This window comes from Actinospineispora eucalypti (assembly GCF_039543365.1).
Classification (GTDB): Bacteria; Actinomycetota; Actinomycetes; order Mycobacteriales; family Pseudonocardiaceae; genus Pseudonocardia; species Pseudonocardia eucalypti.
Window position 1 is genome coordinate 187,604 of record NZ_BAABJP010000043.1, and the last position, 24,812, is coordinate 212,415.

A 24,812-nucleotide genomic window follows, 5' to 3' on the forward strand; every position below is an offset into this window, starting at 1 on the left:
GCTGCCCCCGCGGGAAATGCTCCGGTAACTTAGCGGGCGCCGATGAGCGGCCTGGTCACCTTGTGTGCCTAGGGGACTGGTCCGTTCGGCTGAGTGCCTGTCCCCCCAGAAGGCGCAAACCGACGACCAACTTCTCAGCGGGGGGTAACGAAAAGCCTAGCCTCGGCGGTCAAACCCACCGGCCGGCTGAACTGCCCGGCCTCCCACCCAGCGAAGGATGCGTTGCAGAACGATGCAGGTCCACTCCACGCCCCGGTGCGCCGTCGACGGCGCACCACCGGCCGCCCCGGCCGCCCGGGCAGAGGCCGTCCACGAGGGGGACGACCGGGAGCAGGAGCAGGCCCTACTGGCCGCGCTGCGGATCGTCGTGACCGGCGAGCCGGACCCGGGACCGCTCGCCGGATGGGACGCGCTGGTCGCGGCCACCCCGGAGACCGACGTGGCGCAGCTGTCCGGCTGGGCCGGCCTGCGCCGGCTGGCCGGGTACGAGCCGCTGTACGTGCTGGCCGTCTCCGGTGACGAGGTGCTCGGCGGGGCCGTGGTCCTGCGGCGCAAGGTCGCCGGGATGCTCCGGGTGGGTTATGTCTCGTACGGGCCGGTGGTGGCGCACCGGCTGACCAGCATCCGGCAGACCGTCCTCAGCCAGCTGCTGGACGCGCTGGCCGGGGTCGCCCGCCGGCACACCGCGCTGTTCGTGCAGCCGCCGGCGCACGCGGACGACGTGGCGGTCGAGCTGATGCGCCGGGGTTTCCGGTTCTCCCAGGGCGGCATCGCGGGCATCGCGCCGGCCGCCACCATGCGGGTGGACCTCACCCAGGACGAGCAGGCGCTGCGCGGCAACCTGAGCCGCCGGCTGCGCACCTGGACCAGGCAGTGGCCGCAGCGCGGGGTGAAGGTGCGGGTCGGCGACGAGCGGGACATCCCGCTGCTCACCGGGCTGGCCGCCAGCACCGCCGAGTACCAGGGCTTCACCCCGTTCCCGCTGAGCTACCAGGAGTCGCTCTACGCGGCGCTCAAGCCGGGCGGGCACGTGGTGCTGCTGATCGGCGAGGTCTCCGGCGCTCCGGTGGCCGCCGAGCTGATGACCGGCTGCGGCGGCGTGCTGAAGAGCCGCATCACCGGCCTGGACCGCACGTCCACCGAGGCGGCCAAGCTGAACGTGGCCAGCGCGATGATCTGGGAGGCGATCTCCTGGGGCAAGGCGCACGGCTTCCACTACTTCGACTTCGGCGGGTTGCACGCCGAGTCGGTGCGCGCCCTGACCACGGCCGAGAACCCCGGCGACGTGGACCAGGAGCAGCTGGACGGCCCGGACCGGTTCAAGGTGAAGTTCGGCGGCCAGGTGTTCGAGTACCCGCCGGCGGTGGAGCTGATCGGGTCGCGGGTGGTGCGGTTCGGTTATGACGTGCTCGGGCGCGGTTCCGCCGGGCGGAAGGTGCTGATCTGGCTGCGCGAACTGCTGCGCGGCGGCCGGTAGGCACGTCAGGCGCGGGCCGCCGGGGTCATCGACCGCCGGTACCAGTCCACGAACAGCTCGAACGCGTCGTCCACGGCGGCCCGGTTGCCGGTGGCCAGCAGGTCCAGCATGAGCCCGCGTGCGGTGGCCACGGCCAGCCTGGCCAGCGCGCGCGCCCGGTCGGCCGGTACCCCGGCCTCGACCAGTGCGGCGGCGGCCGACTCCAGCCAGTACTCGATGTCCTGCTCGAACAGCGTCCTGGCCGGCGCGCGCCCCTGCAGCGCGTGACCGTAGAGCTCGAAGAACAGCCGGGCGTACGGCTCCAGCGCCGGGTCGGCGGTGGCCCGCCACAGCCGGCGCGGCCATTCCTCCTCGGTCGTGGTGAGCAGCTGGGTCCACCAGGCCCGCTGGGAGCGGGCCACGGTGTTGAGCACCTCGGTGACCAGGCCTTCCTTGGACCCGAAGTGGTAGATCAGCATGCGGTGGCTGGTGCCGAGCGCGTCGGCGAGCTGGCGCAGCGAGAGATCGCTGATGCCTCGGGTGCCCAGGTAATGCACGGCCGCGTTGAGCAGGCGCTCGCGGGATTGGCCGCGGGGTCCGCTCATGGGCACTCGTCGGTGTTCGCCGTCACCACCTACTCAGGGTAAGTGAGAGCCCGGTACGCCCGCTGACCCTGACACGGATCGTGACCGGCCGCCATTACTTCGTGATCTGGCGATGGGGCAGGATGCCACGCGTGAGCGAGAGCTTCCCGCGCCTGCAGGCCCGTACCCGGCGGTTCACCCTGGGGGCGCCGCGCGGTTTCACGATCTCCCCGGACGGCGCCAGGGTGGCGTTCCTGCGCAGCCAGGGCGGCACCGACCCGGTGACCTGCCTGTGGGTGCTGGAAAGGGACGGCGGCGGGGAGCGGCTGGTCGCCGATCCCCGCGCGCTCGGCGCCGACGAGGCGAACCTGCCGCCGGAGGAACGGGCCCGCCGCGAGCGGTCCCGCGAGCAGGCCGGCGGCATCGTCGGCTACGCCTGTGACGCCGGGCTGACGCTGGCCGCGTTCACCCTGGCCGGGCGCCTGCACCTGGCCCGGCTGGCCGAGGACGGCGAGTCGCCCCGCGCGGTGGAAGGGCCGCCCGGGGTGATCGACCCTCGCCCGGACCCGGCCGGCACCAGGGTCGCCTACGTGAGCGAGGGCGCGCTGTGGCTGTACGACCTGGCCACCGGCACGTCCACCGCGCTGGCCGAGCCGGAGTCGCCGACGGTCCGTTACGGGTTGGCCGACTTCGTGGCGGCCGAGGAGATGAGCCGGATGCGCGGCTACTGGTGGTCGCCCACCGGTGACGCGCTGTTGGTCGCCCGGGTGGACGACGCCGCCGTACACCGCTGGCACATCGCCGACCCGGCCCGCCCGGAACAGCCGGCCGCCGCGCTGGCCTACCCGGCCGCCGGCACGCCCAACGCGGTCACCGAGCTGTACCTGCTCGCCCAGGACGGCCGGCGCACCCAGGTGGCCTGGCGGTCCAGCCCGGCGGAGCCCTACCTGGCCGCGGTGACCTGGGACGCGGCCGGCCTGGTGATCGCCGTGCAGCCCCGGGACCAGCGCGAGCTGCGGCTCCTGCGGGTGGACCCGGTGAGCGGCGGCTGCGTGGAGATCCTCACCGAAGCCGACCCCCGGTGGGTGGACATCGTGCCCGGGGTGCCCGCGTACCTGTCCTCCGGTGCGCTGGTGTGGACCACCGACGCCGATGACGCCCGCCGGCTGGTGGTGGACGGTGCCCTGGTTACCCCGCCGACGCTCAAGGTGCGGTCGGTGCTGGACACCGACGGTGACACGGTGCTGTTCAGCGCCAGCGAGGACGCCACCGAGTCGCGGCTGTGGACCTACCGGCCCGGTGACGGGCTGACCTGCCTCACCCCGGCGCCCGGTGTGTTCGGCGGGCGGCGGGGCGGGAACACCACGGTGATCGTCGCCCAGGACCTGGACCGGGACGGCGGGCGCGCGGTGGTGCACTGGTCGGACGGCGGCTCGGTGCCGGTCCGGTCGCTGGCCGAATCGCCCGGGCTGACGCCCAGGGTGACGGTCCTGCCGCCGGCTGTGTCTCCGTCGGGCGCCGAACTGGGCGCCCGCCCCATGCCGGCTCCGCCGGCGGGCCCGGAACCCCGGGTGGCGGTGCTGCTGCCCACCGGGTACCGGACCGAGGACGGCCCGCTGCCGGTGCTGATGGACCCCTACGGCGGGCCGCACGCGCAGCGCGTGCTGGCCAGCCGGGCGGCGTTCCTGACCTCGCAGTGGTTCGCCGACCAGGGCTTTGCGGTGGTGGTCGCGGACGGGCGGGGGACGCCGGGGCGCGGGCCGTCCTACGAGCGCGCGGTGTACCGGGACCTGGCCACGCCGGTGCTGGAGGACCAGGTCAGCGCGCTGTCGGCGGCCTCGGCGGCGTTTCCCGGGGTGTTGGATCTGGGCCGGGTGGGCATCCGGGGCTGGTCGTTCGGCGGGTACCTGGCCGCGCTGGCCGTGCTGCGCCGGCCGGACGTTTTCCACGCGGCGGTGGCCGGCGCGCCGGTCACCGACTGGTCGCTGTACGACACGCACTACACCGAGCGCTACCTGGGCACGCCGGAAGGTGACCCGGAGGCGTACCGGCGGTCCTCGCTGCTGTCGGATGCGGCGGCGCTGACCCGGCCGCTGCTGTTGATCCACGGTCTGGTCGACGACAACGTGGTGGCCGCGCACACCCTGAGACTGTCTTCAGCGTTGCTTGCGGCCGGCCGGCCGCACAGCGTGCTACCACTGTCCGGGGTGACACACATGACGCCGCAGGAGGAGGTCGCGGAGAACCTGCTGCTGTTGCAGGTGGACTTCCTGCGTTCCGCATTGGGGGGATCGTGAACCGTTTTCTGTTGCTGCTCGGTGTGCTGTTGCTGAGCGCGTCCGGGGTGGCCGCCGCTCAGGTGGCCCCGGTGGACTGGTGCGCGGCCAACGGGCTGGAGCTGAAGCTCGGCCCGGACCAGGGCGGCAGCGGCATGGGCAAGACCGACACCACGCTGAGCCTGGTCAACCGGGGTTCCGCGCCCTGCCGGCTGCGGGGTTTCCTGGAGGTGCGGGAGATCGGGCAGAACGATGCCCCGCTGGGTCGCCCGGCGGTGCGGGAGGGCGGCCTGGGGCCGGTGGTGACCCTGGCCCCGCGCGGCGGCGCCGCGCTGGCCCCGATGCTGACCGTCAACCCGGGCATGTTCGACGAGCAGGCCTGCCACACGGTGCCGGGCAAGGGGCTGCGCATCCTGCTGCCCGGGCCGGACGGCGGTCCCGGCGACCCGGTGCGCAACACCGTGTTCCTGCCCATGGACTCGATGCTCACCTGCGCCAAGGACGTCGGCGAGCCCCGGCTGCGGATCAGGTCGCTCATCCCCGGCTGAGCCGCGCTTGCGCACTGCTTGCTATAGTTAGCAGCTATGTCCGACCAATCATGGCTGTCCGCATTGCGCGCGCTGCCGCACGGGCTCGGCCGGACCCGACTGACCCCGGCCCTGCTGCCGCCGCTCTACCTGGCGGTCGCCGTGCTCACCGCGCTGCTCGGGTTGGTGGTGATCGTCGCGGCGGTCGCCCACGCCTGGTGGCTCGGGGTGCTGGCCTTGCTGGTCGTCCCGGTGCTGGTGGTCTGCGTCGTCGCCTCGGCGCGCGTGATCGCCGAGCTCACGCTGGCCATTTTCAACCTCTCCGAGCAGGTCACCGCCGCGATGCCCCGGCTGGAGAAGACCGTCGACCACATCGCCGCCGAGATGCCCCGGCTGAGACTGTTCCGCCCCCGCGGAAACGGCCAGGAGCGCTGAACGCGCATATCCTTCGAGGGTGAGCATCCAGGTCCCGCCCCACAAACTGGCCGAGACCCTGCGCGGATACGGGTCGGGGTATCTGATCACCGTCGGCGGCGACGGGAAGTCGCACGTCGTCGCGGTGGCCCCGGTGCTCGACGGCGACCGGCTGCGCGTCCCCGACCTCGGCCGGCGGACCCTCGGCAACCTCGCGGGCAACCCGGCGGTGACGCTGCTCTGGCCGCCCCGCGACCCCGGTGGTCACTCCCTGATCGTGGACGGCCAAGGCGCACTGGACGGCGAGCTGCTCGCCGTCACCCCCACCCGCGCCGTCCTGCACCGCCCCGCCCCGGAGCCGGCGGCGGCCGCCGCTCCGGCCGCCGCTCCGGGCGCCTGCCCCGCCGACTGCATCCCACTGAAGATCTAGGGGACCTCGGTGGAAGACCGTTCCGTACTCAGCCGAGAGGCGCCCGCGCCCGACCTGACGGTCCGTTTCGGTGACCATCCGGACCAGGTGGCCGACGTCTGGCCCGGCGACGCCGCCGAGCGTCCGCTGATCGTGCTGGTGCACGGCGGTTTCTGGCGTCCGACGATCGACCGGCTCCACTCCCGGCCGATGGCCAACGCGCTGCGCGCCGACGGCTGGACGGTCGCGGCCGTCGAGTACCGTCGAATCCCCGGCCGCCCGGACGACGCGCTCGCCGACGTGCTGGCCGCGATCGGCGCCGTGCCGGGGGAGATCCCGGGCCGACACAGCCGGGCGAGTGTGCTGGTCGGCCACTCGGCGGGCGGACACCTCGCGTTGTGCGCGGCGACCACCGCGCCCGGCATCGCCCGGGTGGTCGCGCTGGCCGCCGTCACCGACCTGCGCCGGGCGCACGCGCAGCGCCTCGGCGACGGCGCGGTCGAGGCGTTCCTCGGCGGCGACCCGGAACCGCGCGCCGACCTGGACCCGGTGCGCCTGCCCGCCCCCGACGCCCCGGTCACCCTGGTCCAGGGCGACGAGGACGCCGTGGTCCCGCCGGAGTTCGTCGACCACTACCTGGCCGCGCACCCCGGCGCCGACTCGGTGCTCGTGCCCGGCGCCGGCCACTTCCCCCTGATCGACCCCCTCAGCCCGGCCTGGCCGGCCGTTGTGCGCGCGATCGCCGGCTGAGCTACTTGCCCTGCCAGTTGGGTGGGCGTTTTTCGGCGAAGGCGCGGGCGCCTTCGGTGGCGTCGGCGGAGGTCATCACCGGTTGGACGATGACCGCCTGGCGGCGCCACATGTCCTCGCTGGACCAGTCGTCCGACTCGACGATGATCTGCTTGGAGGCGACCACCGCGAGCGGGCCGTTGGCGGCGATCTTCCCGGCCAGCTCGAGCGCCGCGTCCAGTGCGCCGCCCTCCGGGACCAAGCGGTTGACCAGCCCGTACCGGTGCGCGTCGGCCGCGGAAATGAAGTCGCCGGTGAGGGCCAGCTCCATGGCCAGGTTGCGCGGGATGCGGTGCTGCAGGCGCATCAGCCCGCCGGCGGCGGCGACCAGGCCCCGCTTCGCCTCGGGGATGCCGAACTTGGCCGTCTCGGCCGCCACCACCAGGTCACAGGCCAGCACCAGCTCGCACCCGCCGGCCAGCGCGTAGCCCTCCACGGCGGCGATCAGCGGCTTGCGTGGCGGCGCCTGGGTGACCCCACCGAAGCCCCGGCCGGGCAGTGAGGGCAGCTCGCCGGTGACGAACGCCTTCAGGTCCATGCCGGAGCAGAACGTCCCGCCGGCGCCGGTCAGCACGCCCAGGGTCAGCTCGGGCGAACCGTCCAGCTCGTCCATCGCGTCGGCCATGCCGCGGGCAACCGCCGCGTTGATCGCGTTTCGCGCGGCCGGCCGGTTGACGGTCACGATCAACACGGCGCCGCGCCGCTCGGTGAGTACCTCGTCGGACAACTGCGTCCTCCTCGCTCATGGGGTGTTACGTGGCAGCGCCGCCATGGCGCTGATCAGCAGTTCCAGGCCGAACTCGAAGTCGCTGTCGTGGTCGTGCACCATCAGGATCGGCAACACCGCCCGCACGTTCGTGTAGTGCGCCCGCTCCAGCTCGCTGGCGAACTCGGCCGGCGGCGCGCCGCGTTCCTTCACCGAGACCTCGTTGATCAGGCTGCCCAGCACGAACGCGACGAAGGTGCGGACCAACTGAACCGCCGTCCGGTCGTCGAATCCCGCCGTGCGCACCGCGGCCAGCGCCATCTCCATGGACTGCAACCCCACGCTGGACTTGGGCTGCCGGGTGATCACCAGCTGCACGCTGCGCGGGTAGCGCCGGGCGACCTCCCGGAACGCGCGGGCCAGGGTGCGGGTCTGGTCACGCCAGTCCACCGCCGGGTCGTCCGCGTAGACCATGCCGGCCATGATGTGCTCGGCCACCGCGTCCAGCAGGGCGGCCTTGTTCGGTACGTGGTTGTACAGCGACATGGTGCCGACGCCGAGCTCGGCCGCCACCCGGCGCATGGACAGCTCGTCGGCCCCGTCGCGCTCGATCAGGTCGACCGAGGCGTGCACGATCCGCTCCCTGGTCAGCGCGGTGCGGGGCATGGTGCCCTCCGCGGATTTGGTCACCCGCACACCGTACGGCCCCGGGCGGAAAGCCGCCTTTCGCCGTGGAACGGTACGGTCGCGGGAAGTGACTGAATCACCCTGCTGAAGTGACTGAATCACCTTGTTGTGACGGAGGGCGCGGATGACCCAGGGTGCGCCGAAAGTTTGGGGCGGCACGACCCTGGACGCCCGCCGGGACGCCCGGCGGCGCGCGCTGTTGGACGTCGGGCTGGAGCTGCTGGGCGGCGCGGGGCAGGGCAGCGCGGTGACTGTGCGCTCGGTCTGCCGGCACGCCAAGCTCACCGACCGGTACTTCTACGAGAGCTTCGCCGACCGGGACGAGCTGCTGGTCGCGGTGTACGACCAGGTGGCGGAGCGGGTCAGGGACGTGCTGAACGAAGCGGTGGCCGGGGTTGTGGCGGCCCGGCCGCCGGACCAGCCGGCCGCGATCGCGCGCGCGGCGGTGGAGGCGTTCCTCGGCGAGCTGACCGCCGACCCGCGCAAGGGCCGGGTGTTGCTGCTCGCGCCGATGACCGACGCGGTGCTCTCGGCCCGCGCGGCCGAGCTGATGCCGGTGTTCGCCGAGCTGATCCGGGTTCAGCTGGCCGCCGGCCACGGAGCCGCGCCGGCCGCACGGGCCGCGGGCGACGGAGCCGCGCCGGCCGGCCAGAGCACGGCGCCCGCCGCCGAGCGGATGACCGCCACCGCGCTGATCGGCGCGCTGTCCCAGCTGTTCATCCGGTGGCTGGACGGCACGCTGGAGGTCGGCGAGCGGGAGCTGACCGACTACTCGGTGCGGCTGCTGCTGCACTCGGTGCCGCTGGCGCGGCCGGCGAACGGCCCGCACGGGTGACGGCAGGCAGCGCTGGCCCAGTTCGCCGGGTTGGGCGGTGGTTCAACGACCAGTTGGTCGCGCCTGGGGCGAGCTCGGCGGAACTGGCGGTCAGCTACCTCACCGCGCTGGTCGGCGCCGCGTTCGCGGTGTGGCTGGCGGTGATGAGCCGGTTCGAGCCGGTGGCCGTGGTGGTGCTCGGCCTGGTGGCGTTCGACCTGTTCGGCGGGGCGGTGGTGAACGCCACGGCGGCGGCCAAACGGCTGTTCCACGGGCCGGGCCGGTCGGCGGGCAAGCGCATGCTGTTCGTCGCCGGGAACATCCACGTGTTCCTGGTGGCGCTGGTGGTGCCCGGCTACAGCTGGCTGGCCGCCGGCCTGACCTACGCCATGGCGGTGGCCGGCGGGCTGGTCGTGGTCGCGGCGCCGGAGGACGTGCGCCGGCCGATCGCGTTCAGCGTCACCGTGCTGACCATCGCCATCTGCCTGACCAGCGTGACCATCCCCGTCGCGCTGCTCTGGCTGACCCCGGTGCTGGCGATCAAGCTGTTGCTCGGCCACCTGCTCCCGGGCCGCTGAGCCGGGCGCCGCCGAGGCGGGCGCTACGCAGCGCGGAGCGGCGGATCTTGCCGGCGTCGTCGCGCAGCGGGGTGGTGCTGCGCTCGAAGCCGCGCGGCAGCTTGTAGGGGGCCAGCCGGGCGCCCAGGTGCTCGCGCAGCTCGTCGTCGGTTGCCGGCGAGGTGAGCTGCACGATGGCGTGCACCGTGTTGCCCAGGTCCTCGTCCGGCAGGCCGATCACCGCCGCCGAGCCGACCGCAGGGTGCGCCTCCAGGGCCGCCTCCACCTCGGCCGGGTACACGTTCGCGCCGCCCACCAGGATCATGTCCTCGCGCCGGTCGGCCAGGTACAGGTAGCCGTCGGTGTCCAGGCGGCCCATGTCGCCGAGCGACTCCCAGCCGTCCCGGCGCCGCGCCGTCGCGCCGATGTACCGGTACGTGGTGACCCCGGGTGGCGGGCGCTGCCACACCTCGCCCACCTCACCGGGCGGCAGCGGCCGGCCGTCCTCGTCGGTGATCAACACCTCGCCGTGGCTGGGTTTGCCGACCGAGCCCGGCCGGCGCAGCCACTCCACCCCGTCGATCATGCACACCGCGATCGACTCGGTGCCGCCGTACAGCTCGACGACCCGGGACGGCCCGAGCCAGTCCAGCCAGCCGCGCTTCACGTGTTCCGGGCAGGGGGCGCCGACGTGCAGCAGGGTGCGCACCGAGCTCAGGTCGGCCTGGGCGCGGACGTCGGCCGGCAGCCGCAGCATCCGGCCCATCAGCGTGGGCACCGCGTACAGCCAGGTGACCCGGTGCCGGGCCACGTGGGCCAGCACGTCCGCCGGGTCGAACCGGGGCATCACCACCACGTGCCCGCCCTGCACCAGCGCGACCAGGGAGAACAGGAAGGGCGCGTTGTGGTAGAGCGGCGCGGTGACCAGGAAGACCTCGTCGGGGGCGATACGCAGCGCCCCGGCGCGCGCGGTGATCACCTCCACGGTGCCGGCCCCGCCGGCCACGATGATCTTCGGCCGGCCGGTGCTGCCGCCCGAGGTGGGCGCCTTCCAGGACGGCGGCGTGGCCGGCTCCAGCGGGGTGTCGTCCGGCGCCGGCTCGAACCCGGGCGGCAGCCACTCCCGGTCCGGCCCGGCGTCCAGTCCGATCACCACCGGGGAGTCGGCCAGCTTGATCAGCTCGTCCAGCTCGGCCCGGGGGAGCCGGGCGGAGACCGGCTGCGGGGTCGCGCCCAGCTTCCACGCGGCCACCACGGCGACGTAGAACTCCACGTCGTTGGGCAGCCCGATGGTCACCAGGTCGCCCGGCCCGACCCCGCGCCGGGCCAGCTCGTGCGCCAACCGGTTGCTGCGCCGGCGCAGCTCCGCCCGGCTGAGCGTGACGTCCCGACAGGTCACCGCCGGCCGGTCCGGCTCGGCATCGGCCAGCGCGTCCAACCCGACCCCGACCGGCGTGCCCCCCGCCGTGACGAACGCGCCGAGCCCATAATTCGCGAACTGGTTAGCCATGCTTACCAGCATGCCTGCCGGCGGCGCGTCCCGCTCTGGGAGAACTCAGCGGTAGCAGTACGAGTCGGAGGACGCGTCGCCGCCCTGCAACCGGACCTGGTGCGCCCGCAGGCCGCGGAACTCGTCGCCGTTGGGGAAGAACCGGGGGTCCACGGTCAGCCCGTCGTCCGAGACGTCCAGCTTGGCCGCCCAGGCGCCCACGCCGTCCGGGTAGAACTGGTCGTCCCAGGCGCCGTACAGCGAGTTGGTCAGGTAGACCCGCTTGCCGTCCCGGCTGACCTCGACCATCTGCGGCCCGCCGGACAGCGCCTGCCCCGGGTCGGCCGGGTGCGCGGCCCGCCGCACGATCCCGCCCAGGCGCACCGAGCCGATCTCCTTCGGGGCCGAGGGGTCGGACACGTCGTACTGCTTGAGCTCGCCGGTGCCCCAGCAGGACACGTACAGCCGCTGGTCGTCGACGGACAGGTTGATGTCGGTGACCAGCGGCGGCACCGCCTTGAACGGCTTCAGCGCCGGCGGCAGCTCGTCCTCGGACGCCGGCTCGGCCGGGATGGTGATCACCTTGTCGGCCTTCCAGGAACCGGTGGCGTCGTCCCGGTGCCAGCGCCACACCGAGGCGGACAGGTCGGCGGTGGAGATGACCACGCCGACGAAGCCCCAGGTGGCCTCCGGGTCGTGGGCCGGGCGCAGTTCCAGCGCCATCTGGTGCTCGGCGCCCAGGTCCACCTCCTGCTGGTGGATGCCCTTGGCCAGGTCCCAGAAGTGCAGCTTGTGGCCGTACTGGTTGGACAGCAGCAGCTCCGGGTCGACCCCGTTCTCCACCATCGACGGGGTGCCCCACTCGCTGGTGACCAGCGTGTTGTGCCGCAGGTGCCACCAGGCGTCGTAGGCCAGGTACTGCGGTCCCCGGTCGGTCTCCCAGGCGCGCAGTACGTCGAAGCTGGAGTGGTCGAGCAGCGCGATTCCGCCCGGCCCGTCGGCGCCGTTGGCACCGCCGAGGCAGGACAGGAACAGCCCGTCCGGCCCGCAGTGCAGGGTGTGCGGCCGGGAGTAGCCGGCCTTCTCCGCCAGCTCCTCGCCGGTGATCGTCTTGACCAGCTTGGGCTGGGTCGGGTCGGGCTGGGTGTCGTACACGTGGATGTTCGAGCCGCGCAGCCCGGGAAGCAGCAGGTAGCGCCGCTGCAGGCCCTCGGCGCCGTGGTCGTGGCCCTCGTGCATCAGCGCCGAGGAGCAGGCGTTCCAGCCGAAGTGGTGCAGCTCCTCGCCGGTGGTCGGCAGGTCGGTCCAGCCGACGATCCGCCCGTAGCTGGTCGACTCCGGGTCGGTGTCCAGCACGGCCAGCGCGTCGGGTTTCTCCGCCGCCCGGTCGAACGCGACGAGGTAGGCGAGCTTCTCCGCCGGCGCGGCCGCTGCTTCGGCCGGGGAGCGGTAGAAAGTGGGATCCATCGGCTGGCCAGACATAGTCGTCACCCAACCAACCCCGGTTCCCGGGCGGCCACCAGATGTGAGCTAGGTCACTTTTGAGGGGGTGTCGGTTGTAAAGACGACTTGGACGGCGCGGCTTGGGGTGTTTCAGGCTTGGGTGCGGCCCGGTGCGTTTGGGGCGGGCGGGGCGGTTGGCCTGATTGCTGACGGTAGTCAATAGCCGGTGATTGTGCCCCGGCCGGCCGGGCTTGGGGCGGCGAATGTGGGGTGATCGCTGTCTGTGGCGCTACAGCGTCGAAAATCGAGGCTAAATCACCAGAAACAGCGATCACCCCACATCACTGCGCGTGATCGGTGACGAAGCGGGCGCCGATCCAAAACGCAACGGGCCGTACCTAACCGGCCGACAACCCCAGACACGCCGTCCAAGCTGTCTTTAGACCTGCACCCGACCCAACCGACAGCCAAAGAAGCGGGAGCCCCGCCTGGGCCGTGTCACAACGGCGGGGCTCCCGCGCCGCGCACAGTGGTCGATTTGTCGGAACGATCACCACGCGCGGAGTTCGAGAAGCTAAACGGAAACCGTGCTCGCCGCCCGGGCCGCGGCGAACCGCTCGGCCACGTCGGCCCAGTTGACCACCGTCCACAGCGCCTTCACGTAGTCCGCCTTCACGTTGCGGTACTGGAGGTAGAAGGCGTGCTCCCACATGTCGAACATGAGTAGTGCATGGGACGAAATGGACAGGTTGGACTGGTGGTCGTACAGCTGCTGCACGATCAGTTTCTGCCCGATCGGCTCCCACGCCAGCACGCCCCAGCCGGAGCCCTGGATGGTGGTGGACACCGCCGTCATGTGCTCGCGCAGCTTGTCGAACGAGCCGAAGTCCTGGTCGATGGCCGCCGCCAGCTCGCCGTCCGGCGAGCCCGAACTCGAGACCGGCGTCAGGTTCTTCCAGAAGACCGTGTGGTTCGCGTGCCCGGCGAGGTTGAACCCCAGCGACTTCTGCACGCCCACGATGGGGCCGTAGTCGCCCGAGGCCCGCGCGTTGCCCAGCTTCTCCAGCGCGTCGTTGGCGCCCTTGACGTAGGTCGCGTGGTGCTTGCTGTGGTGCAGCTCCATGATCTCGCCGCTGATCGCGGGTTCGAGCGCGCCGTAGTCGTAGTCCAGTTCCGGCAGGACGTACTCCGCCATCCCGTGACTCCCTCAATGCTTATAGTTCGCAGTTGCCAGATATTTGCGACAGTACGCCAGAGCACGGCGCGTTGCGACCGCGCCACCGGCCGAACTCAGTACTGGTAGGTCATGTGCTTGATGCCGTTGATGAAGTAGGAGCACAGCCGCTCCGGCTCGCCGACCGTGCGCAGCCCGGGCATCCGGGTGTACAGCTCACGCAGCATCACGGTCAGCTCCCGGCGGGCCAGGTGTGCGCCCAGGCAGTAGTGCGGGCCGGGGCCGCCGAAGCCGACGTGCGGGTTGGGCGAGCGGGTGATGTCGAACCGGTCCGGGTCGGGGAAGACCGTTTCGTCCCGGTTGGCCGAGTTGTAGAACAGCACCACCTTGTCGCCGGCCCGGTACTCGTGACCGTGGAACGAGCAGTCCTCGGTGACGTCCCGGCGGAACTGGATCACCGGCGTGGAGTACCGCACGATCTCCTCCACCGCGCCGCCGATCCGCCCCTCGAAGTCGGCCATGAGCAGTTCCAACTGGTCCGGGTGCCCGGTGAACAGGTGCACCGCGTGGGACAGCGCGTTGCGGGTGGTCTCGTTGCCGGCCACCACCAGCAGCACGAAGAACGAGCCGAACTCCTGCGCGGTCAGGTTCTCCTCGCCCTGGGCGGCGACCAGCAGCGAGGTGACGTCGTCGGTCGGCCGCCTGACCCGTTCCTTGGCCAGCTTGTTGGCCAGCCGGTACAGCCGCAGCCCGGCGCCCATGATGACCTTCGACGTGCGCAGCGAGTCGATCAGCCGGGCGTCCCCGTTCAGCCGGGTGACGCCACCGTTGTACTCCGCGTCGCCGAAGCCGAGGATGTGGTTGGTCCAGGGCAGGATGTTCGCTCGGTAGGACTCCGGGATGCCCAGCATGTCGCAGATGACCTCGGTGGGCAGCCGGGCGGCGACCTGGGTGACGAAGTCGGTCGGCCCGTCGGCGAGGATCTCGTCCACGATCGCGGCGGCCCGCCGGCGCAGGTCCTCCTCGGTCTTGGCCAGCACCTTCGGCGTGAACGAGCGCGCCACGATCTTGCGGATGTGCGCGTGCCGGGGGTCGTCCATGTTGATCATGGAGCCGAAGGTGGTGGCCATGAACCGGGGCAGGTCGAGCAGCGCGTTGGCCGACGGCTCGTTGCTGAACAAATCCGCCCGCCGGCTGGCCTCGCTCACCTCGGCGTGGCTGACCAGCGCGTACGCGTCGGGCCGGCCGTCGCGGAACAGCGGCGCCTGGGGGATCCGGAAGTGGTGGGTCGCCTCGCCCGCCCTGATCCGGGCGAACGCGGCCAGTCGTTCCGCCTCCGGCGCGGCCCAGAACGCGGCGTGCGCGAGCTCGTAGCCCGTCCGGTCGTCGACCTTCATGCGTCCCCTCAGTAGGTGTACGGCAGGTGCTTGATCCCGTTGATGAAGAACGACACCAGGCGCTCGGGCTCGCCGGTGGTGCGCAGGTTGGGCAGGCGAGTGTAGAGCTCCCGCAGCATGACCGTCATCTCCCGGCGGGCCAGGTGAACGCCCAGGCAGTAGTGCACGCCGGGGGCGCCGAAACCCACGTGCGGATTGGGCGAGCGGGTGATGTCGAACCGGTTCGGGTTGGCGAAAACCGTTTCGTCCCGGTTGGCCGAGTTGTAGAAAAGAATGACCTTGTCGCCGGCCCGGTAGTTGCGCCCGTGGAACTCGCAGTCCCGGGTGACGTCCCGGCGGAACTGGATGACCGGCGTGCTGAACCGGACGATCTCCTCGATCGCCCCGCCGATGCGCCCGTCGAAGTCGGCCATCAGCAGCCGCAGCTGGTCGGGGTGCTGGGTGAACAGGTGCACCGCGTGGGACAGCGCGTTGCGGGTGGTCTCGTTGCCGGCCACCACCAGCAGCAGGAAGAACGAGGCGAACTCCTGCGCGGACAGGTTGTCCCCGTCCTGGGCGGCGACCAGCAGGGAGATCAGGTCCTCGCCCGGGTTCTTGGCGCGCTGCCTGGCTAACTTGTGCGCCAGCCGGAACAGCCGCAGCCCGGCGCCGGCCAGGTTCTTGCCCACCCGGAGCGAGTCGATCACCCGGGTGTCGTTGTTGAACCGGGTGATGCCGCCGTTGTACTCCGGGTCGAGGAAGCCCAGGGTCTGGTTGGTCCACCGCACGATGTCGTCCCGGTGCTTCAGCGGGACGCCCAACATGGTGCAGATGACCTCGGTGGGCAGCCGGGCGGCAATCTGGGTGACGAAGTCCGTCGGCCCCTGCGCGATCACGTCGTCCACCACCGTGGCGGCGCGCTGGCGCAGGTCCTCCTCCATCTTGGCCAGGATCTTCGGGGTGAACGAGCGCGCCACCAGGCGGCGGATGTGCGAGTGCCTCGGGTCGTCCATGTTGATCATCGAGCCGAGGAAGGTGTTCAGGAAGCCCGGCAGGTCGATGAACGAGTTGGCCGCCGGCTCGCTGCTGAACAGGTCGGCCCGCCGGCTGGCCTCGGTGACCTCGGCGTGCCGGGTCAGCGCCCACGCGTTCGGTCTGCGGTCACCCAGCAGCGGGGGTTGGTTGATGGAGAACCAGTTGGTCACCTCACCGGCCCGCAGCCGGGCGAACGCGGCCTGCCGGTCCGCCTCCGGCGCGCGCCAGAAATTGATGATGCCTAACTGGTAACCCTGGTCCGGGTTGAGTGTGTGCTCAATGGTCATCATTGTCCTCTCAATGACTTAGTCATCGTGGACGGTAATCCCAGTGTTTCGGTCACGCAGGTTTGTGCGCCGCGCCGACGGCCGTGTGGGGATGGTCATGCTTTCGCTCGCGCGGTAGCTTCGGGGCGTGGGCGCGGAGACCTGGGAAGACGCCGAGCAGATAGATCAGGGAACGGAGACGGCCGCCGTGGCGCGGACGCCGTTGGAGGAACTGGCCGAACTGGCCGTTCGGCTGCGTCGCGAGGAACCGGAACGGCACGCCAGCCGGCCCGGCGGGTTACTCAGCCAGGGCTGGGAGACGCTGTCCCGGCGGCTGGCCATGCCCATGGTCTGCGTGCACGCGGCCGGGCGCTGCTCGCCGCGAGACACCCACGGCATCCCGGTGGCGGTGGAGCTGCCGGTCGCGGACATCATCCGGCGGTTCTGGACGCTGCTCGGCGGGGTGCGGCCCGTGCTGCTGGTGCACGACGGCGTCGCCGGCAACTTCCTGCAGCTGCTCGAGCTGGTGGACGACCGGATCGTCTACGCCGACCCCACACCCGGCGAGACCACGCTGCGCGAGGGGCAGAACGCCGCCGGGGTGGCCGCCGAGGAGTACGGCCGGGGCAAGTGGGCGGTCCGCCCGTACGAGCTGGAGCGGGTGCTGGTCGGCGTGCTGGTGCAGCCCAGCCGGTGGTTCGAGGTGTACGGCGACGGCGGCGCGGTGCGTTTCCAGGAGCTGGCCGACACCGACCTGTGGCAGCACTTCCAGCTGCGCGAGGTTTCCCGGGACGGCGACGAGGTGACCGTCCTGGCCGGTGACTTCCAGAACTCCGTGGTGCTGCGGTTCTTCGTCGGCGGGCGGGGCCGGATCCGGCTGGCCGAGCTGTGGCTGCGCAGCGAATGGGCGGTGCTTTCCGGCCGGCGGGCCAACCCGTTCGGCCTGGAGATCGCCAAGGCGTTCGGCCAGGCGCTCACCCCGAAACCCGACCGGGCCGCCGCCGCCGAGGCGCTGTCCGGGTTGCGCCCGAGCAAGACGCTGGCCGACCGCGAGTTCGACCCGGCAACCCCGGCCGGGCAGATGGACGGCGCCTACACCGGCGAGATGCCAGACTTCTGGATGGACCTCCAGATGTCCGCCCTCGAGCTGCGCCGGGACCGGGGTTGGCAGGTCCTCGCGGTTCACACCTTCTGACTCGTGAGTGATTTGTATGGCTCTGGCCATACAAATCACTCACGAGTCTTTAGATGTCGGCGGTCTCCAGATCCGGTCCCTGACCGCGGATGGGCAGGGTCTGGAAGATCGCCGGCGGCTCGCGCCACAGGTCGGCCTGGCCGTTGCCGGGCGCCTGGATCGCCCGCCAGACCCGCTCCGGGGTGCACGGCATGTCCACGTGCCGCACGCCGAGGTGGGCCAGCGCGTCCACCACCGCGTTCTGCACCGCCGGGGTGGCCCCGATGGTGGCCGCCTCGCCGATGCCCTTGGCGCCGAGCGCGTTGTACGGCGTCGGGGTCTCGGTGCTGGCGACCTGGTACGGCGGCAGATCGGCGGCGGTGGGAATCGTGTAGTCGGCCAGGGTCGCGGTGGTCGGGTTGCCGTCGGCGTCGAAGCGGTAGTGCTCCCACAGCGCTTGCGCGATGCCCTGGGCGATCCCGCCGTGCTGCTGCCCGCGCACGATCAGCGGGTTCAGCACCCGGCCGCAGTCGTCCACCGCGAAGTGCCGCAGCGGGGTGACGAACCCGGTGTCGGTGTCCACCTCGACCACGGCCACGTGCGCGCCGAACGGGAAGGTGGCCTTTCCCTGGTCGAAGTCCCACTCGGCGGCCAGCGGCTCGCCGCGCTCCTGGGCATGGGTGGCCAGTTGCGCCCAGCTCAGCTCCCGGTCCGGCACGCCCTTGACGCCCAGTCCGCCGTCGTCGGTGACCTGGATGTCGTCCGGCGAGGCCTCCAGCAGCTCGGCGGCCAGCTCGCGCGCCTTGTCCAGCACGATGCCGGCCGCGCCGTAGATGGCACTCCCACCGAGCTGCAGCGAACGGGAACCGCCGGTGCCGCCGCCGCGCGGCACCACGGCGGTGTCCGACTGGACGTAGCGGATCTTCTCCATGGGGATGCCCAGCCGGTCGTTGACCAGCATGGCGAACGAGGTCGGGTGGCCCTGGCCGTGCCCGGAGGTGCCGGCGGCGGCGGTGGCCGTGCCGTCCTCGTGCACGGTCACCGAACCCCACTCCTGCGCCCCGCCGCCGGCGGTGATCTCCACGTAGCTGCTGATCCCGATGCCCAGCTGGCGGCGTTCCTTGGCGTCGCGTCGGCGCCGCTGCTCCTCGCGGAGCTTCTGGTACTCCGAGATGCGCAGCGCCTCGTCCAGCGCGCGCTCGTACTCGCCGCTGTCGTAGGCGGTGCCGACCACGGTGGTCAGCGGGAACTCGTCGGCGGGCAGGAAGTTCCTCCGGCGCAGCTCGGCCGGGTCCAGGTCCAGCTCGACGGCGGCCAGGTCCATCACCCGCTCCAGCAGCGCGGCCGCCTCCGGCCGCCCGGCCCCTCGGAACGCGCCGACCGGGGTGGTGTTGGTGACCGCCACCGCCACGTCGTAGCCGATCTTCGGGATCCGGTAGACCCCCGGCGCCATGGCGTAGGCCGGCCCCACCGCCAGCGCCCCGCCGAACCCGGCGTACGCGCCCGCGTCCCCGATCACCCGGATGCGCAGCCCGGTGATCGTGCCGTCCCGCTTGAGGCCCAGCTCGGCGTACTGCACCATCGCCCGGCCGTGCGGCATGGCGACCATGTTCTCCGAGCGGGTCTCCGCCCACTTCACCGGCTTCTTGAGGGCGCGCGCGGCCGCCACCGCCACGGTGTGCTCCGCCATCACCCCGGCCTTGCCGCCGAACCCGCCGCCGACGTGCGGCGCGATCACCCGGACCTTCTCCTTGGGAATGCCGAACAGCCCGGCGGCCATGCCCTGCCAGGCGTGCGGCATCTGGGTGGAGATGTACACGGTCAGCTCGTGCTCGTCGGTGTCCTCGCCGGGGACCGCGATGATCGCGTTGCCCTCCATGGGCACCACCGCGAGCCGCTGGTTCTCCAGCCGAGCCCGGACGACCACCTCGGCGCCTTCCAGCGGGTCCTCGGCCGGGTCGGAGCGCATCCCGGCGGCCAGGTTGGAACCCAGCTCCTCGAACTGCGGCGTCGCGCCCTCGGCCAGCGCGAGCTCCGGGTCGGTAGCGCTGGGCAGCGGGTCGTAGTCCACCTCGACCAGCTCGACCGCGTCCATCGCGTTCGCCTTGGTCTCGGCGATCACGGCGGCCACGATGTCGCCGACGAACCGGACCTTGCCGGTGGCCAGCGGCGGCCGCCGGCAAACGTCGTTCACCGGCACGAACGCGTGGTGCGCCGGGAGGTTCAGGTCTTCGGCGGTGTAGACGGCCACCACGCCGGGTTGTTTGCTCGCTTCGGAGGTGTCGATGCCGGTGATCCGGGCGTGGGGCAGCGGGGAGCGCACGAACGCCAGGTGCAGCACGGGAGTTGCCAGGTCGAGTTTGAGATTGTCCACGTAGGTGCCCTCGCCGCGCATCAGCTCCGGATCTTCGACGCGGCGCACCTCGGTACCCAACAGAGAGCCAGCCATAAAACGGAGCCTACTCCGGTTCTGCTGGGTCGGGGGAGGGCTTGGCCTTGGTTGACTCCGGTCGGGCGGACTTGCTCCGTTGCCCGAGCAATCGGTTTCCCCGAGGGGTAAAATGCGGGCGGCGGGATTTCCTCAAACCGCCCACGTACGCCGTCGGCGGGCGCTACCGTGATCTCCATGCAACTCGTCGGGGACGGCGCCAGCCCGGACCGCATGCAAGCGGCGCTCAACCACGTCCGCATGCAAGTAACCCCCGAAAACATCCTCAAGGTCCGCGCCATCTTCCTTCAGGAATCGGAACGTGTACTACGGATACTTGAAGGATTGCGTCGAGTGGGAGTTGTCGGCGGCGGAGTCGGCCTGTGCGGAGATGATCCGCTCTCGCCGCAAGCTGCGGAGGCGTTCAATCGGCGCATTGGCCATGAGCTGGATCAAGCTGGCCTCTATGGAAAGCGGCTGCGCGAGGTCGGCGAGGAGCTAGGTCGGATGGCTTCCTCCTATGGGTTTACCGAGGCAGATATCCGAGCGTCATTCAAGCCCCGTGATCAAGGAGTTCGTCCGTGAGGCCCCAGCGGGTTTCGCTTGTGGTTTTGGCTTTACTCGCGTTGGTAGTCGTTGGCTGCGGTTCGGTACCTTCGGCCAAACCTCACTCCGGTAGCGCCGGGGCGACACCAGTCCAAGCCTCGCGGCCACGAGAGGTTCGAGTTGATCAGCTCGATCCTTGCACCCTAGCTAATCGAGACGCGCTTGCGCAGCTAGGAGTCGGTGATCAGCAGCGACGGATCGACGCGAATGCGGCCAACCCGGGTCAAGTGGCATGCGCCTGGTCCAACCCGTTGGGTGACCCGCAAACCATCGCCCTGACGATCGCCACTGTGTCGAACAGGCCTATTAGTTACTACTTGCGGAGCGTCGGGGCGCGGCCAACCCGTATCGCCGGATTCGCTGCCGCAGACACCGTTGGAACATTCAACGATCCGGAGCACGAATGCATCGTGGCGATTGATGTGGCTGAGGGGCAGAGCTTGCTGGTGATGGTGAGCAATGACCTGGGGGACCTGCCGGGGGTTAGTCATGCGATGTTGTGTGAGAAGGCGCATGTGGCGGCGGAGGACGTGATGCGGCGGTTGTTGGCCAGAACGGGCTGAGCGGGGGGAGCTATGCCGGGCGAGTTCACGGACTACCGCTGGGAGGGCTTCCAACTGGCGGAGAAGTACCGCTGGGTGCACCAGCAACCCGGGGCGGGCGCGGTGCGGGTCGGCACGCAGATCCTGGAGCGGTTGGCCGGCATGTACGGCGAGTCCGAGACGACGCTCGGCAAGGGGCTGGGGCAGCTCAGGGTGGACTGGCTGGGCGGGGCGGCCGACTCGGCTTCCGGGGCATTGACCAACCTCGCCTCCTGGACCAAGCACGGGCAGCTCAGCGGCCAGACCGGCGGCGGCCGGGTGGACCGCTACGGCCGTTCGTTCGACCAGATGGCGCCGAAGATCCCGCCGCCGGTGGACGTCGGGGAGAACTCGTTCTGGGGCAGCACCCTGGACGGAGCGGTCGACGCGATCAACTGGGGGGCCAGCGACGCGGCGAAGGCGGCGTCGCCGCAGTCGGACTATCGCAAGCGGCTGCTCGAAGAGGCCCGCCGGGACAAGATCGCCAACGACGCCCTCTACGCGCACCAGGCGAGCACGGTCGCCGAGGTGGCGGGGTTTCCGCGGACCGCGCCGCCGCCCACCGTGCTCGCGTCCGTGGGCGAGCGCGGGCCGGAGCCGGGTCCAACTCCCGGCAGCCCGGGTACGCAGTCCGCGCAGAATTCGCCCGGAAGCCCTACCGGCGGCGGGCCCGCCAGCCCGGGCGGACCGCCGGCTAGCTCGGGCAGCCCGCCCAGTGGCGTGCCCACCGTGCCGCCGGCGGGGCCACCCCCACGCCAGAGCGGCCCTAGGACGAACGGCACCGGGACGAACAACCCCCGGCCGAACGGATCGGGACGGCCGAACGGACCGGGAGGGCCGAACGTGCCGGGGCGACCGAGCCCGCCCGGCGGCCCGTCGATCCCGCCCGTGCCGGGCACCGGTCCGCACCGGTCCACCGCTCCGAGCGGTCCCAAGAACCCGTTCAAGCCGGGCGACCTCGGGGTGCCCGGCCGGCCGCCTGGAGGACCAGGAGCGTTCGATGATCCGCAGCTTCCCCGGGGGCGAGGGGTCGCCGAGCCGACGCCGGCCGGAGGCGCGGGGACGCCGCCGGGCACCGGGCCGGGGCGAGGTGGACCGCCGGTCGGAGCGGGCGGAATGCCGATGGCCGGGATGTCCGGCGGCGGCGGGAAGCCCGAGGAGCGCGAGCACCGCAACAACGTGTTCCTGCCCAGTGACGAGCCGTTCCTGGTGGAGTTCGAGGACGAGGTGCCGCCGGTGATCGGCGTGCGGGACGGTGAGCCGTGGGGTGGCCGGTGAGCGCGCCGGCCCATCCGCCGGCCCATCCGCCGGACTCGGTGCCGCTGGCCCCCGTCGAGCTGGACGCCTGCTGGGAGCTGCTGGGCCTGGGTGACCCGTTGCCCGTGCTGCGCCTGCCCAGCCCGGGCCGCACCTGGACGGAGCGGCGGGAGATCCTGACCACGGTGCTGGCCACGCTCCGCCGCCGGGGACTGGCCTCCCCGGACGGCCAGGTGCACGAGCTGGTGGCCCGTCCACTGCGCATCCTGGCCGACCCGGATCTCCGGCTGGACCTGCACGTCGAGGGCGACCGGCACGGCGCGCAGGTCGCCGTGGGCGCGGCGCGTGACGGGCACGGCGCACTGGTGACCCGTCGGGCCGAGGGTGCCCGGGTGCGGGAGATCCGCCCGGCCCGGCTGGTGCCCGAGGTGGTCGGGCTGCTCGGCGGCACCAGCGCGCGACCCGGACCCGGCCGGCCGGTCAACCTGCCGGTGGAGGCGTTCGACCAGGCCTGCGCGGCGGCCGAGGACGGCTCGCTGTGGACCGTGGTGGACGGCCTGGTGGCGCGCGGCGTGACCAAGCTGGACGCCACCGGGTGGGCGCGCATGTGCGCCGACATCCAGGTGGTCGGCCAGCTGGGCGGCGCGGTGCGCACGGAGTCCGGGCTGAGGCTGTCCCCGTGGGTGATCGGCTTCCACGGCACTCCGGCCGGCTACTACCTCCAGCTGCGGAGGCCGGACGCGTTCGGGGGGACGCTCACGGTGTGCCCGCTGGACCACCAGCGGCTGCCCCGCCTCGCCGAGGACCTCCTCACCCCGTAGATCTGCGCTCGGTCGCGTCCCGTGGTTGGGTGAAACCCGGACGGACACGAGGAGGAAGGCATGCGGGTCTTCAACGGCGTCGACGAGCTGAAGGCGGCCATCGGTGACGAGCTGGGCGTCAGCGAATGGCTGACCATCGACCAGGAGCGGATCAACCGGTTCGCCGATGCCACCGGCGACCACCAGTGGATCCACGTTGACGCCGAGCGCGCGGCGAGAGGACCGTTCGGCAAAACCATCGCGCACGGCTTCCTCACGGTCTCTCTGATCCCGCTGTTCAACCAGCAGGTGTTCAAGGTGGAGAACATCAAGATGGGCATCAACTACGGGCTGAACAAGGTCCGGTTCACCTCGCCGGTGCCGGTGGGCAGCCGGTTGCGCGCCCGCTACGAGGTGCTGTCCGTGGAGGACGTGGGCGGCGGCGGGGTGCAGGTGGCGAACAAGGTGACCATCGAGCTGGAGGGCTCCGAGCGTCCCGCCTGCGTGGCCGAGACCCTGTCGAGGTACTACCTGTGAACGAGGCGGTGATCTGCGAGCCGCTGCGCACCCCGGTCGGGGGTTTCGGCGGTGCGCTGCGCGACGTGCCGGCGCACCGGCTGGCCGTGACGGTGGCCCGGGAGCTGCTGAACCGCACCGGGCTGCCCGGCGACGCCGTGGACGACGTGATCATGGGCAACTGCTACCCGACGATGGACGCGCCGGCCTTCGGCCGGGTCGTCGCGCTGGACGCCGGGTTGCCCATCACCGCGACCGGGTTCCAGCTGGACCGCCGGTGCGGTTCCGGGCTGCAGTCGGTGCTGCTGGCCGCGATGCAGGTGCAGACCGGGGTGTCCGAGCTGGTGCTGGCCGGTGGCGCCGAGTCGATGTCGTCCGCGCCGTTCTACTCCACCGCGATGCGCTGGGGCGTGAAGGGTGTGCCGTCGGTGGAGCTGCACGACGCGCTCTCCCGGGGCCGGGTGACCGCCGGCGGGGTGAACCACCCGGTCCCCGGCGGCATGCTGGAGACGGCGGAGAACCTGCGCCGCGAGTACGCCATCCCGCGCGAGGAGCAGGACGAACTCGCGGTCAGCTCGCACCGCAAGGCGGCCGCCGCGCAAAAAGGGATCTTCGCCGAGGAGATCGTGCCGGTGGTGCTGCCCGGCCGCCGGGGAAAGCCGGACACGGTCGTGGACGCCGACGAGCACATCCGCCCGGACTCCTCCGTCGAGACGTTGGCCAAGCTGCGCCCGGTGCTCGGGAAGGCCGACCCGGAGGCCACGGTGACCGCCGGCAACGCCTCGGGGCAGAACGACGGCGCTGCGATGTGCGTGGTGACATCGCCGGAGCGGGCCGCCGCGCTGGGCCTGCGCCCGCTGGTACGGCTGATGTCCTGGGCGGTGGCCGGGGTGCCACCGGCGACCATGGGCATCGGCCCGGTGCCCTCGGTGGCCAAGGCGCTGGATCGGGCCGGGCTGGGCCTGGCCGACATCGACCTGATCGAGCTGAACGAGGCGTTCGCCGCGCAGGTGCTGGCCTGCACCCGGGAGTGGAAGATCGACCCGCTCACCGACGAGCGGTTCAACGTGCACGGCTCCGGCATTTCGCTGGGGCACCCGGTGGGCGCCACGGGTTGCCGGATCCTCACCACGCTGGCCCGGGAGATGCATCGGCGGGAGGTCCGGTACGGGCTGGAGACCATGTGCATCGGCGGTGGTCAGGGACTCGCCGCGGTGTTCGAAAGGGTGAGCTGAACGCACCGGCCGGCCCACCCCTCCGGGCCGGTCCCCGGTGCGCCGAACGGCCACGCTAAACGGATTCCCGACGCCCGGTCGACAAGTGGTCGATTTTTCACGGTGAGCGGTCGAAAACCGGCGGTTAATGGCAAGGTGATCTGAAACACTTGATGCGGGTGGGACGACATCTCTAATGGCAAGTGTCGTTCGGGGAGGGGACGAAGGATGACC

24 protein-coding genes are annotated in these 24,812 nt (G+C 71.7%); 15 read left to right on the forward strand and 9 right to left on the reverse strand.

Annotation, left to right across the window (positions count from 1 at the left end; translation table 11 throughout):
• The first annotated feature begins 232 nt into the window (after positions 1-232).
• Entirely contained in the window at positions 233-1,477 is a 1,245-nt protein-coding gene (locus tag ABEB12_RS32525) for a GNAT family N-acetyltransferase (protein WP_185066243.1), read from the forward strand.
• A 5-nt stretch (positions 1,478-1,482) separates the two neighbouring features.
• On the opposite strand, the gene ABEB12_RS32530 is transcribed toward ABEB12_RS32525, so the two are convergent.
• The gene (locus ABEB12_RS32530; protein WP_185066242.1) at positions 1,483-2,061 is read right to left on the reverse strand and encodes a TetR family transcriptional regulator; all 579 of its coding nucleotides are present in this window, start codon (positions 2,059-2,061) and stop codon (positions 1,483-1,485) included.
• Positions 2,062-2,183: 122 nt separating this feature from the next.
• On the opposite strand from ABEB12_RS32530, the gene ABEB12_RS32535 reads away from it, so the two are divergent.
• The 5 genes from ABEB12_RS32535 to ABEB12_RS32555 are packed head-to-tail and all read left to right on the forward strand — an operon-like array spanning position 2,184 to position 6,416.
• Positions 2,184-4,337 carry a S9 family peptidase gene (locus tag ABEB12_RS32535; RefSeq protein WP_221499037.1) on the forward strand — a complete coding sequence of 718 codons (2,154 nt, stop codon included), beginning with the start codon at positions 2,184-2,186 and terminating at the stop codon, positions 4,335-4,337.
• Entirely contained in the window at positions 4,334-4,864 is a 531-nt protein-coding gene (locus ABEB12_RS32540) for a DUF4232 domain-containing protein (RefSeq protein WP_185066240.1), read from the forward strand. The genes ABEB12_RS32535 and ABEB12_RS32540 overlap by 4 nt, the downstream gene beginning before the upstream one ends.
• A gap of 36 nt (positions 4,865-4,900) precedes the next feature.
• Positions 4,901-5,278: a DUF4282 domain-containing protein gene (locus tag ABEB12_RS32545; RefSeq protein WP_185066239.1), complete on the forward strand. Its 378-nt coding sequence runs from the start codon at positions 4,901-4,903 to the stop codon at positions 5,276-5,278.
• Positions 5,279-5,297: 19 nt separating this feature from the next.
• On the forward strand, positions 5,298-5,687 hold the full coding sequence (locus ABEB12_RS32550) for a pyridoxamine 5'-phosphate oxidase family protein (RefSeq protein ID WP_185066238.1): 390 nt from the start codon (positions 5,298-5,300) through the stop codon (positions 5,685-5,687).
• A 9-nt stretch (positions 5,688-5,696) separates the two neighbouring features.
• Positions 5,697-6,416 (forward strand): alpha/beta fold hydrolase, encoded by a 720-nt coding sequence (locus ABEB12_RS32555; RefSeq protein WP_185066237.1) that lies wholly within the window; start codon positions 5,697-5,699, stop codon positions 6,414-6,416.
• Position 6,417: 1 nt separating this feature from the next.
• Here ABEB12_RS32555 and ABEB12_RS32560 read toward each other — a convergent pair whose 3' ends face one another.
• Together ABEB12_RS32560 and ABEB12_RS32565 are read right to left on the reverse strand one after the other, a co-directional pair.
• Positions 6,418-7,182 (reverse strand): crotonase/enoyl-CoA hydratase family protein, encoded by a 765-nt coding sequence (locus ABEB12_RS32560; protein ID WP_185066236.1) that lies wholly within the window; start codon positions 7,180-7,182, stop codon positions 6,418-6,420.
• Positions 7,183-7,197: 15 nt separating this feature from the next.
• Positions 7,198-7,851: a TetR/AcrR family transcriptional regulator C-terminal domain-containing protein gene (locus tag ABEB12_RS32565; RefSeq protein ID WP_221499036.1), complete on the reverse strand. Its 654-nt coding sequence runs from the start codon at positions 7,849-7,851 to the stop codon at positions 7,198-7,200.
• A 121-nt stretch (positions 7,852-7,972) separates the two neighbouring features.
• Here ABEB12_RS32565 and ABEB12_RS32570 point away from each other — a divergent pair, with 121 nt between their 5' ends.
• Positions 7,973-8,683 (forward strand): TetR/AcrR family transcriptional regulator, encoded by a 711-nt coding sequence (locus tag ABEB12_RS32570; RefSeq protein ID WP_345703333.1) that lies wholly within the window; start codon positions 7,973-7,975, stop codon positions 8,681-8,683.
• A 53-nt stretch (positions 8,684-8,736) separates the two neighbouring features.
• Complete coding sequence (locus ABEB12_RS32575) at positions 8,737-9,240, forward strand: hypothetical protein (protein ID WP_221498463.1); 504 nt, start codon at positions 8,737-8,739, stop codon at positions 9,238-9,240.
• On the opposite strand, the gene ABEB12_RS32580 is transcribed toward ABEB12_RS32575, so the two are convergent.
• From ABEB12_RS32580 to ABEB12_RS32600, 5 genes are all read right to left on the reverse strand, one after another.
• Complete coding sequence (locus tag ABEB12_RS32580; RefSeq protein ID WP_185063498.1) at positions 9,203-10,729, reverse strand: AMP-binding protein; 1,527 nt, start codon at positions 10,727-10,729, stop codon at positions 9,203-9,205. The genes ABEB12_RS32575 and ABEB12_RS32580 overlap by 38 nt on opposite strands.
• Before the next feature lie 45 nt (positions 10,730-10,774).
• Positions 10,775-12,190: a selenium-binding protein SBP56-related protein gene (locus ABEB12_RS32585; RefSeq protein WP_185064587.1), complete on the reverse strand. Its 1,416-nt coding sequence runs from the start codon at positions 12,188-12,190 to the stop codon at positions 10,775-10,777.
• 535 nt (positions 12,191-12,725) lie between these two features.
• Complete coding sequence (locus tag ABEB12_RS32590; RefSeq protein WP_185063499.1) at positions 12,726-13,346, reverse strand: Fe-Mn family superoxide dismutase; 621 nt, start codon at positions 13,344-13,346, stop codon at positions 12,726-12,728.
• Positions 13,347-13,441: 95 nt separating this feature from the next.
• Entirely contained in the window at positions 13,442-14,722 is a 1,281-nt protein-coding gene (locus ABEB12_RS32595; protein WP_185063500.1) for a cytochrome P450, read from the reverse strand.
• An 8-nt stretch (positions 14,723-14,730) separates the two neighbouring features.
• On the reverse strand, positions 14,731-16,023 hold the full coding sequence (locus ABEB12_RS32600; protein WP_185063501.1) for a cytochrome P450: 1,293 nt from the start codon (positions 16,021-16,023) through the stop codon (positions 14,731-14,733).
• A 127-nt stretch (positions 16,024-16,150) separates the two neighbouring features.
• On the opposite strand from ABEB12_RS32600, the gene ABEB12_RS32605 reads away from it, so the two are divergent.
• Positions 16,151-17,197, forward strand: coding sequence for a hypothetical protein (locus tag ABEB12_RS32605; protein ID WP_185063502.1), 1,047 nt, complete (start codon positions 16,151-16,153; stop codon positions 17,195-17,197).
• 49 nt (positions 17,198-17,246) lie between these two features.
• Here the strand turns inward: ABEB12_RS32605 and ABEB12_RS32610 are convergent, their stop codons facing one another.
• On the reverse strand, positions 17,247-19,625 hold the full coding sequence (locus ABEB12_RS32610; RefSeq protein ID WP_185063503.1) for a molybdopterin cofactor-binding domain-containing protein: 2,379 nt from the start codon (positions 19,623-19,625) through the stop codon (positions 17,247-17,249).
• 177 nt (positions 19,626-19,802) lie between these two features.
• On the opposite strand from ABEB12_RS32610, the gene ABEB12_RS32615 reads away from it, so the two are divergent.
• Genes ABEB12_RS32615 through ABEB12_RS32640 form a run of 6 tightly spaced genes read left to right on the forward strand, consistent with a single transcriptional unit; the run spans position 19,803 to position 24,599 of the window.
• Positions 19,803-20,189 carry a hypothetical protein gene (locus ABEB12_RS32615; RefSeq protein WP_185063504.1) on the forward strand — a complete coding sequence of 129 codons (387 nt, stop codon included), beginning with the start codon at positions 19,803-19,805 and terminating at the stop codon, positions 20,187-20,189.
• A 20-nt stretch (positions 20,190-20,209) separates the two neighbouring features.
• A complete protein-coding gene (locus tag ABEB12_RS32620; RefSeq protein ID WP_345703358.1) occupies positions 20,210-20,773 on the forward strand; it encodes a DUF3558 domain-containing protein in 564 nt (187 codons plus the stop codon).
• 12 nt (positions 20,774-20,785) lie between these two features.
• On the forward strand, positions 20,786-22,069 hold the full coding sequence (locus tag ABEB12_RS32625) for a hypothetical protein (protein WP_185063506.1): 1,284 nt from the start codon (positions 20,786-20,788) through the stop codon (positions 22,067-22,069).
• Positions 22,066-22,869 carry an ESX secretion-associated protein EspG gene (locus ABEB12_RS32630; RefSeq protein WP_185063507.1) on the forward strand — a complete coding sequence of 268 codons (804 nt, stop codon included), beginning with the start codon at positions 22,066-22,068 and terminating at the stop codon, positions 22,867-22,869. The genes ABEB12_RS32625 and ABEB12_RS32630 overlap by 4 nt, the downstream gene beginning before the upstream one ends.
• Before the next feature lie 60 nt (positions 22,870-22,929).
• Positions 22,930-23,385 carry a MaoC/PaaZ C-terminal domain-containing protein gene (locus tag ABEB12_RS32635; RefSeq protein ID WP_185063508.1) on the forward strand — a complete coding sequence of 152 codons (456 nt, stop codon included), beginning with the start codon at positions 22,930-22,932 and terminating at the stop codon, positions 23,383-23,385.
• Positions 23,382-24,599: an acetyl-CoA C-acetyltransferase gene (locus tag ABEB12_RS32640; RefSeq protein WP_185063509.1), complete on the forward strand. Its 1,218-nt coding sequence runs from the start codon at positions 23,382-23,384 to the stop codon at positions 24,597-24,599. The genes ABEB12_RS32635 and ABEB12_RS32640 overlap by 4 nt, the downstream gene beginning before the upstream one ends.
• Positions 24,600-24,812: the final 213 nt, after the last annotated feature.

What these genes read in the sequence shown, in the direction of transcription:
- ABEB12_RS32600 (WP_185063501.1), bottom strand. Translation starts at nt 16,023, where the DNA reads ATGACCATTGAGCACACACTCAACCCGGACCAGGGTTACCAGTTAGGC.
- ABEB12_RS32570 (WP_345703333.1), top strand. Translation starts at nt 7,973, where the DNA reads ATGACCCAGGGTGCGCCGAAAGTTTGGGGCGGCACGACCCTGGACGCC.
- ABEB12_RS32525 (WP_185066243.1), top strand. Translation starts at nt 233, where the DNA reads ATGCAGGTCCACTCCACGCCCCGGTGCGCCGTCGACGGCGCACCACCG.
- ABEB12_RS32545 (WP_185066239.1), top strand. Translation starts at nt 4,901, where the DNA reads ATGTCCGACCAATCATGGCTGTCCGCATTGCGCGCGCTGCCGCACGGG.
- ABEB12_RS32635 (WP_185063508.1), top strand. Translation starts at nt 22,930, where the DNA reads ATGCGGGTCTTCAACGGCGTCGACGAGCTGAAGGCGGCCATCGGTGAC.
- ABEB12_RS32595 (WP_185063500.1), bottom strand. Translation starts at nt 14,722, where the DNA reads ATGAAGGTCGACGACCGGACGGGCTACGAGCTCGCGCACGCCGCGTTC.
- ABEB12_RS32580 (WP_185063498.1), bottom strand. Translation starts at nt 10,729, where the DNA reads ATGGCTAACCAGTTCGCGAATTATGGGCTCGGCGCGTTCGTCACGGCG.
- ABEB12_RS32625 (WP_185063506.1), top strand. Translation starts at nt 20,786, where the DNA reads ATGCCGGGCGAGTTCACGGACTACCGCTGGGAGGGCTTCCAACTGGCG.
- ABEB12_RS32610 (WP_185063503.1), bottom strand. Translation starts at nt 19,625, where the DNA reads ATGGCTGGCTCTCTGTTGGGTACCGAGGTGCGCCGCGTCGAAGATCCG.
- ABEB12_RS32585 (WP_185064587.1), bottom strand. Translation starts at nt 12,190, where the DNA reads ATGTCTGGCCAGCCGATGGATCCCACTTTCTACCGCTCCCCGGCCGAA.
- ABEB12_RS32530 (WP_185066242.1), bottom strand. Translation starts at nt 2,061, where the DNA reads ATGAGCGGACCCCGCGGCCAATCCCGCGAGCGCCTGCTCAACGCGGCC.
- ABEB12_RS32535 (WP_221499037.1), top strand. Translation starts at nt 2,184, where the DNA reads ATGCCACGCGTGAGCGAGAGCTTCCCGCGCCTGCAGGCCCGTACCCGG.
- ABEB12_RS32615 (WP_185063504.1), top strand. Translation starts at nt 19,803, where the DNA reads ATGCAACTCGTCGGGGACGGCGCCAGCCCGGACCGCATGCAAGCGGCG.
- ABEB12_RS32590 (WP_185063499.1), bottom strand. Translation starts at nt 13,346, where the DNA reads ATGGCGGAGTACGTCCTGCCGGAACTGGACTACGACTACGGCGCGCTC.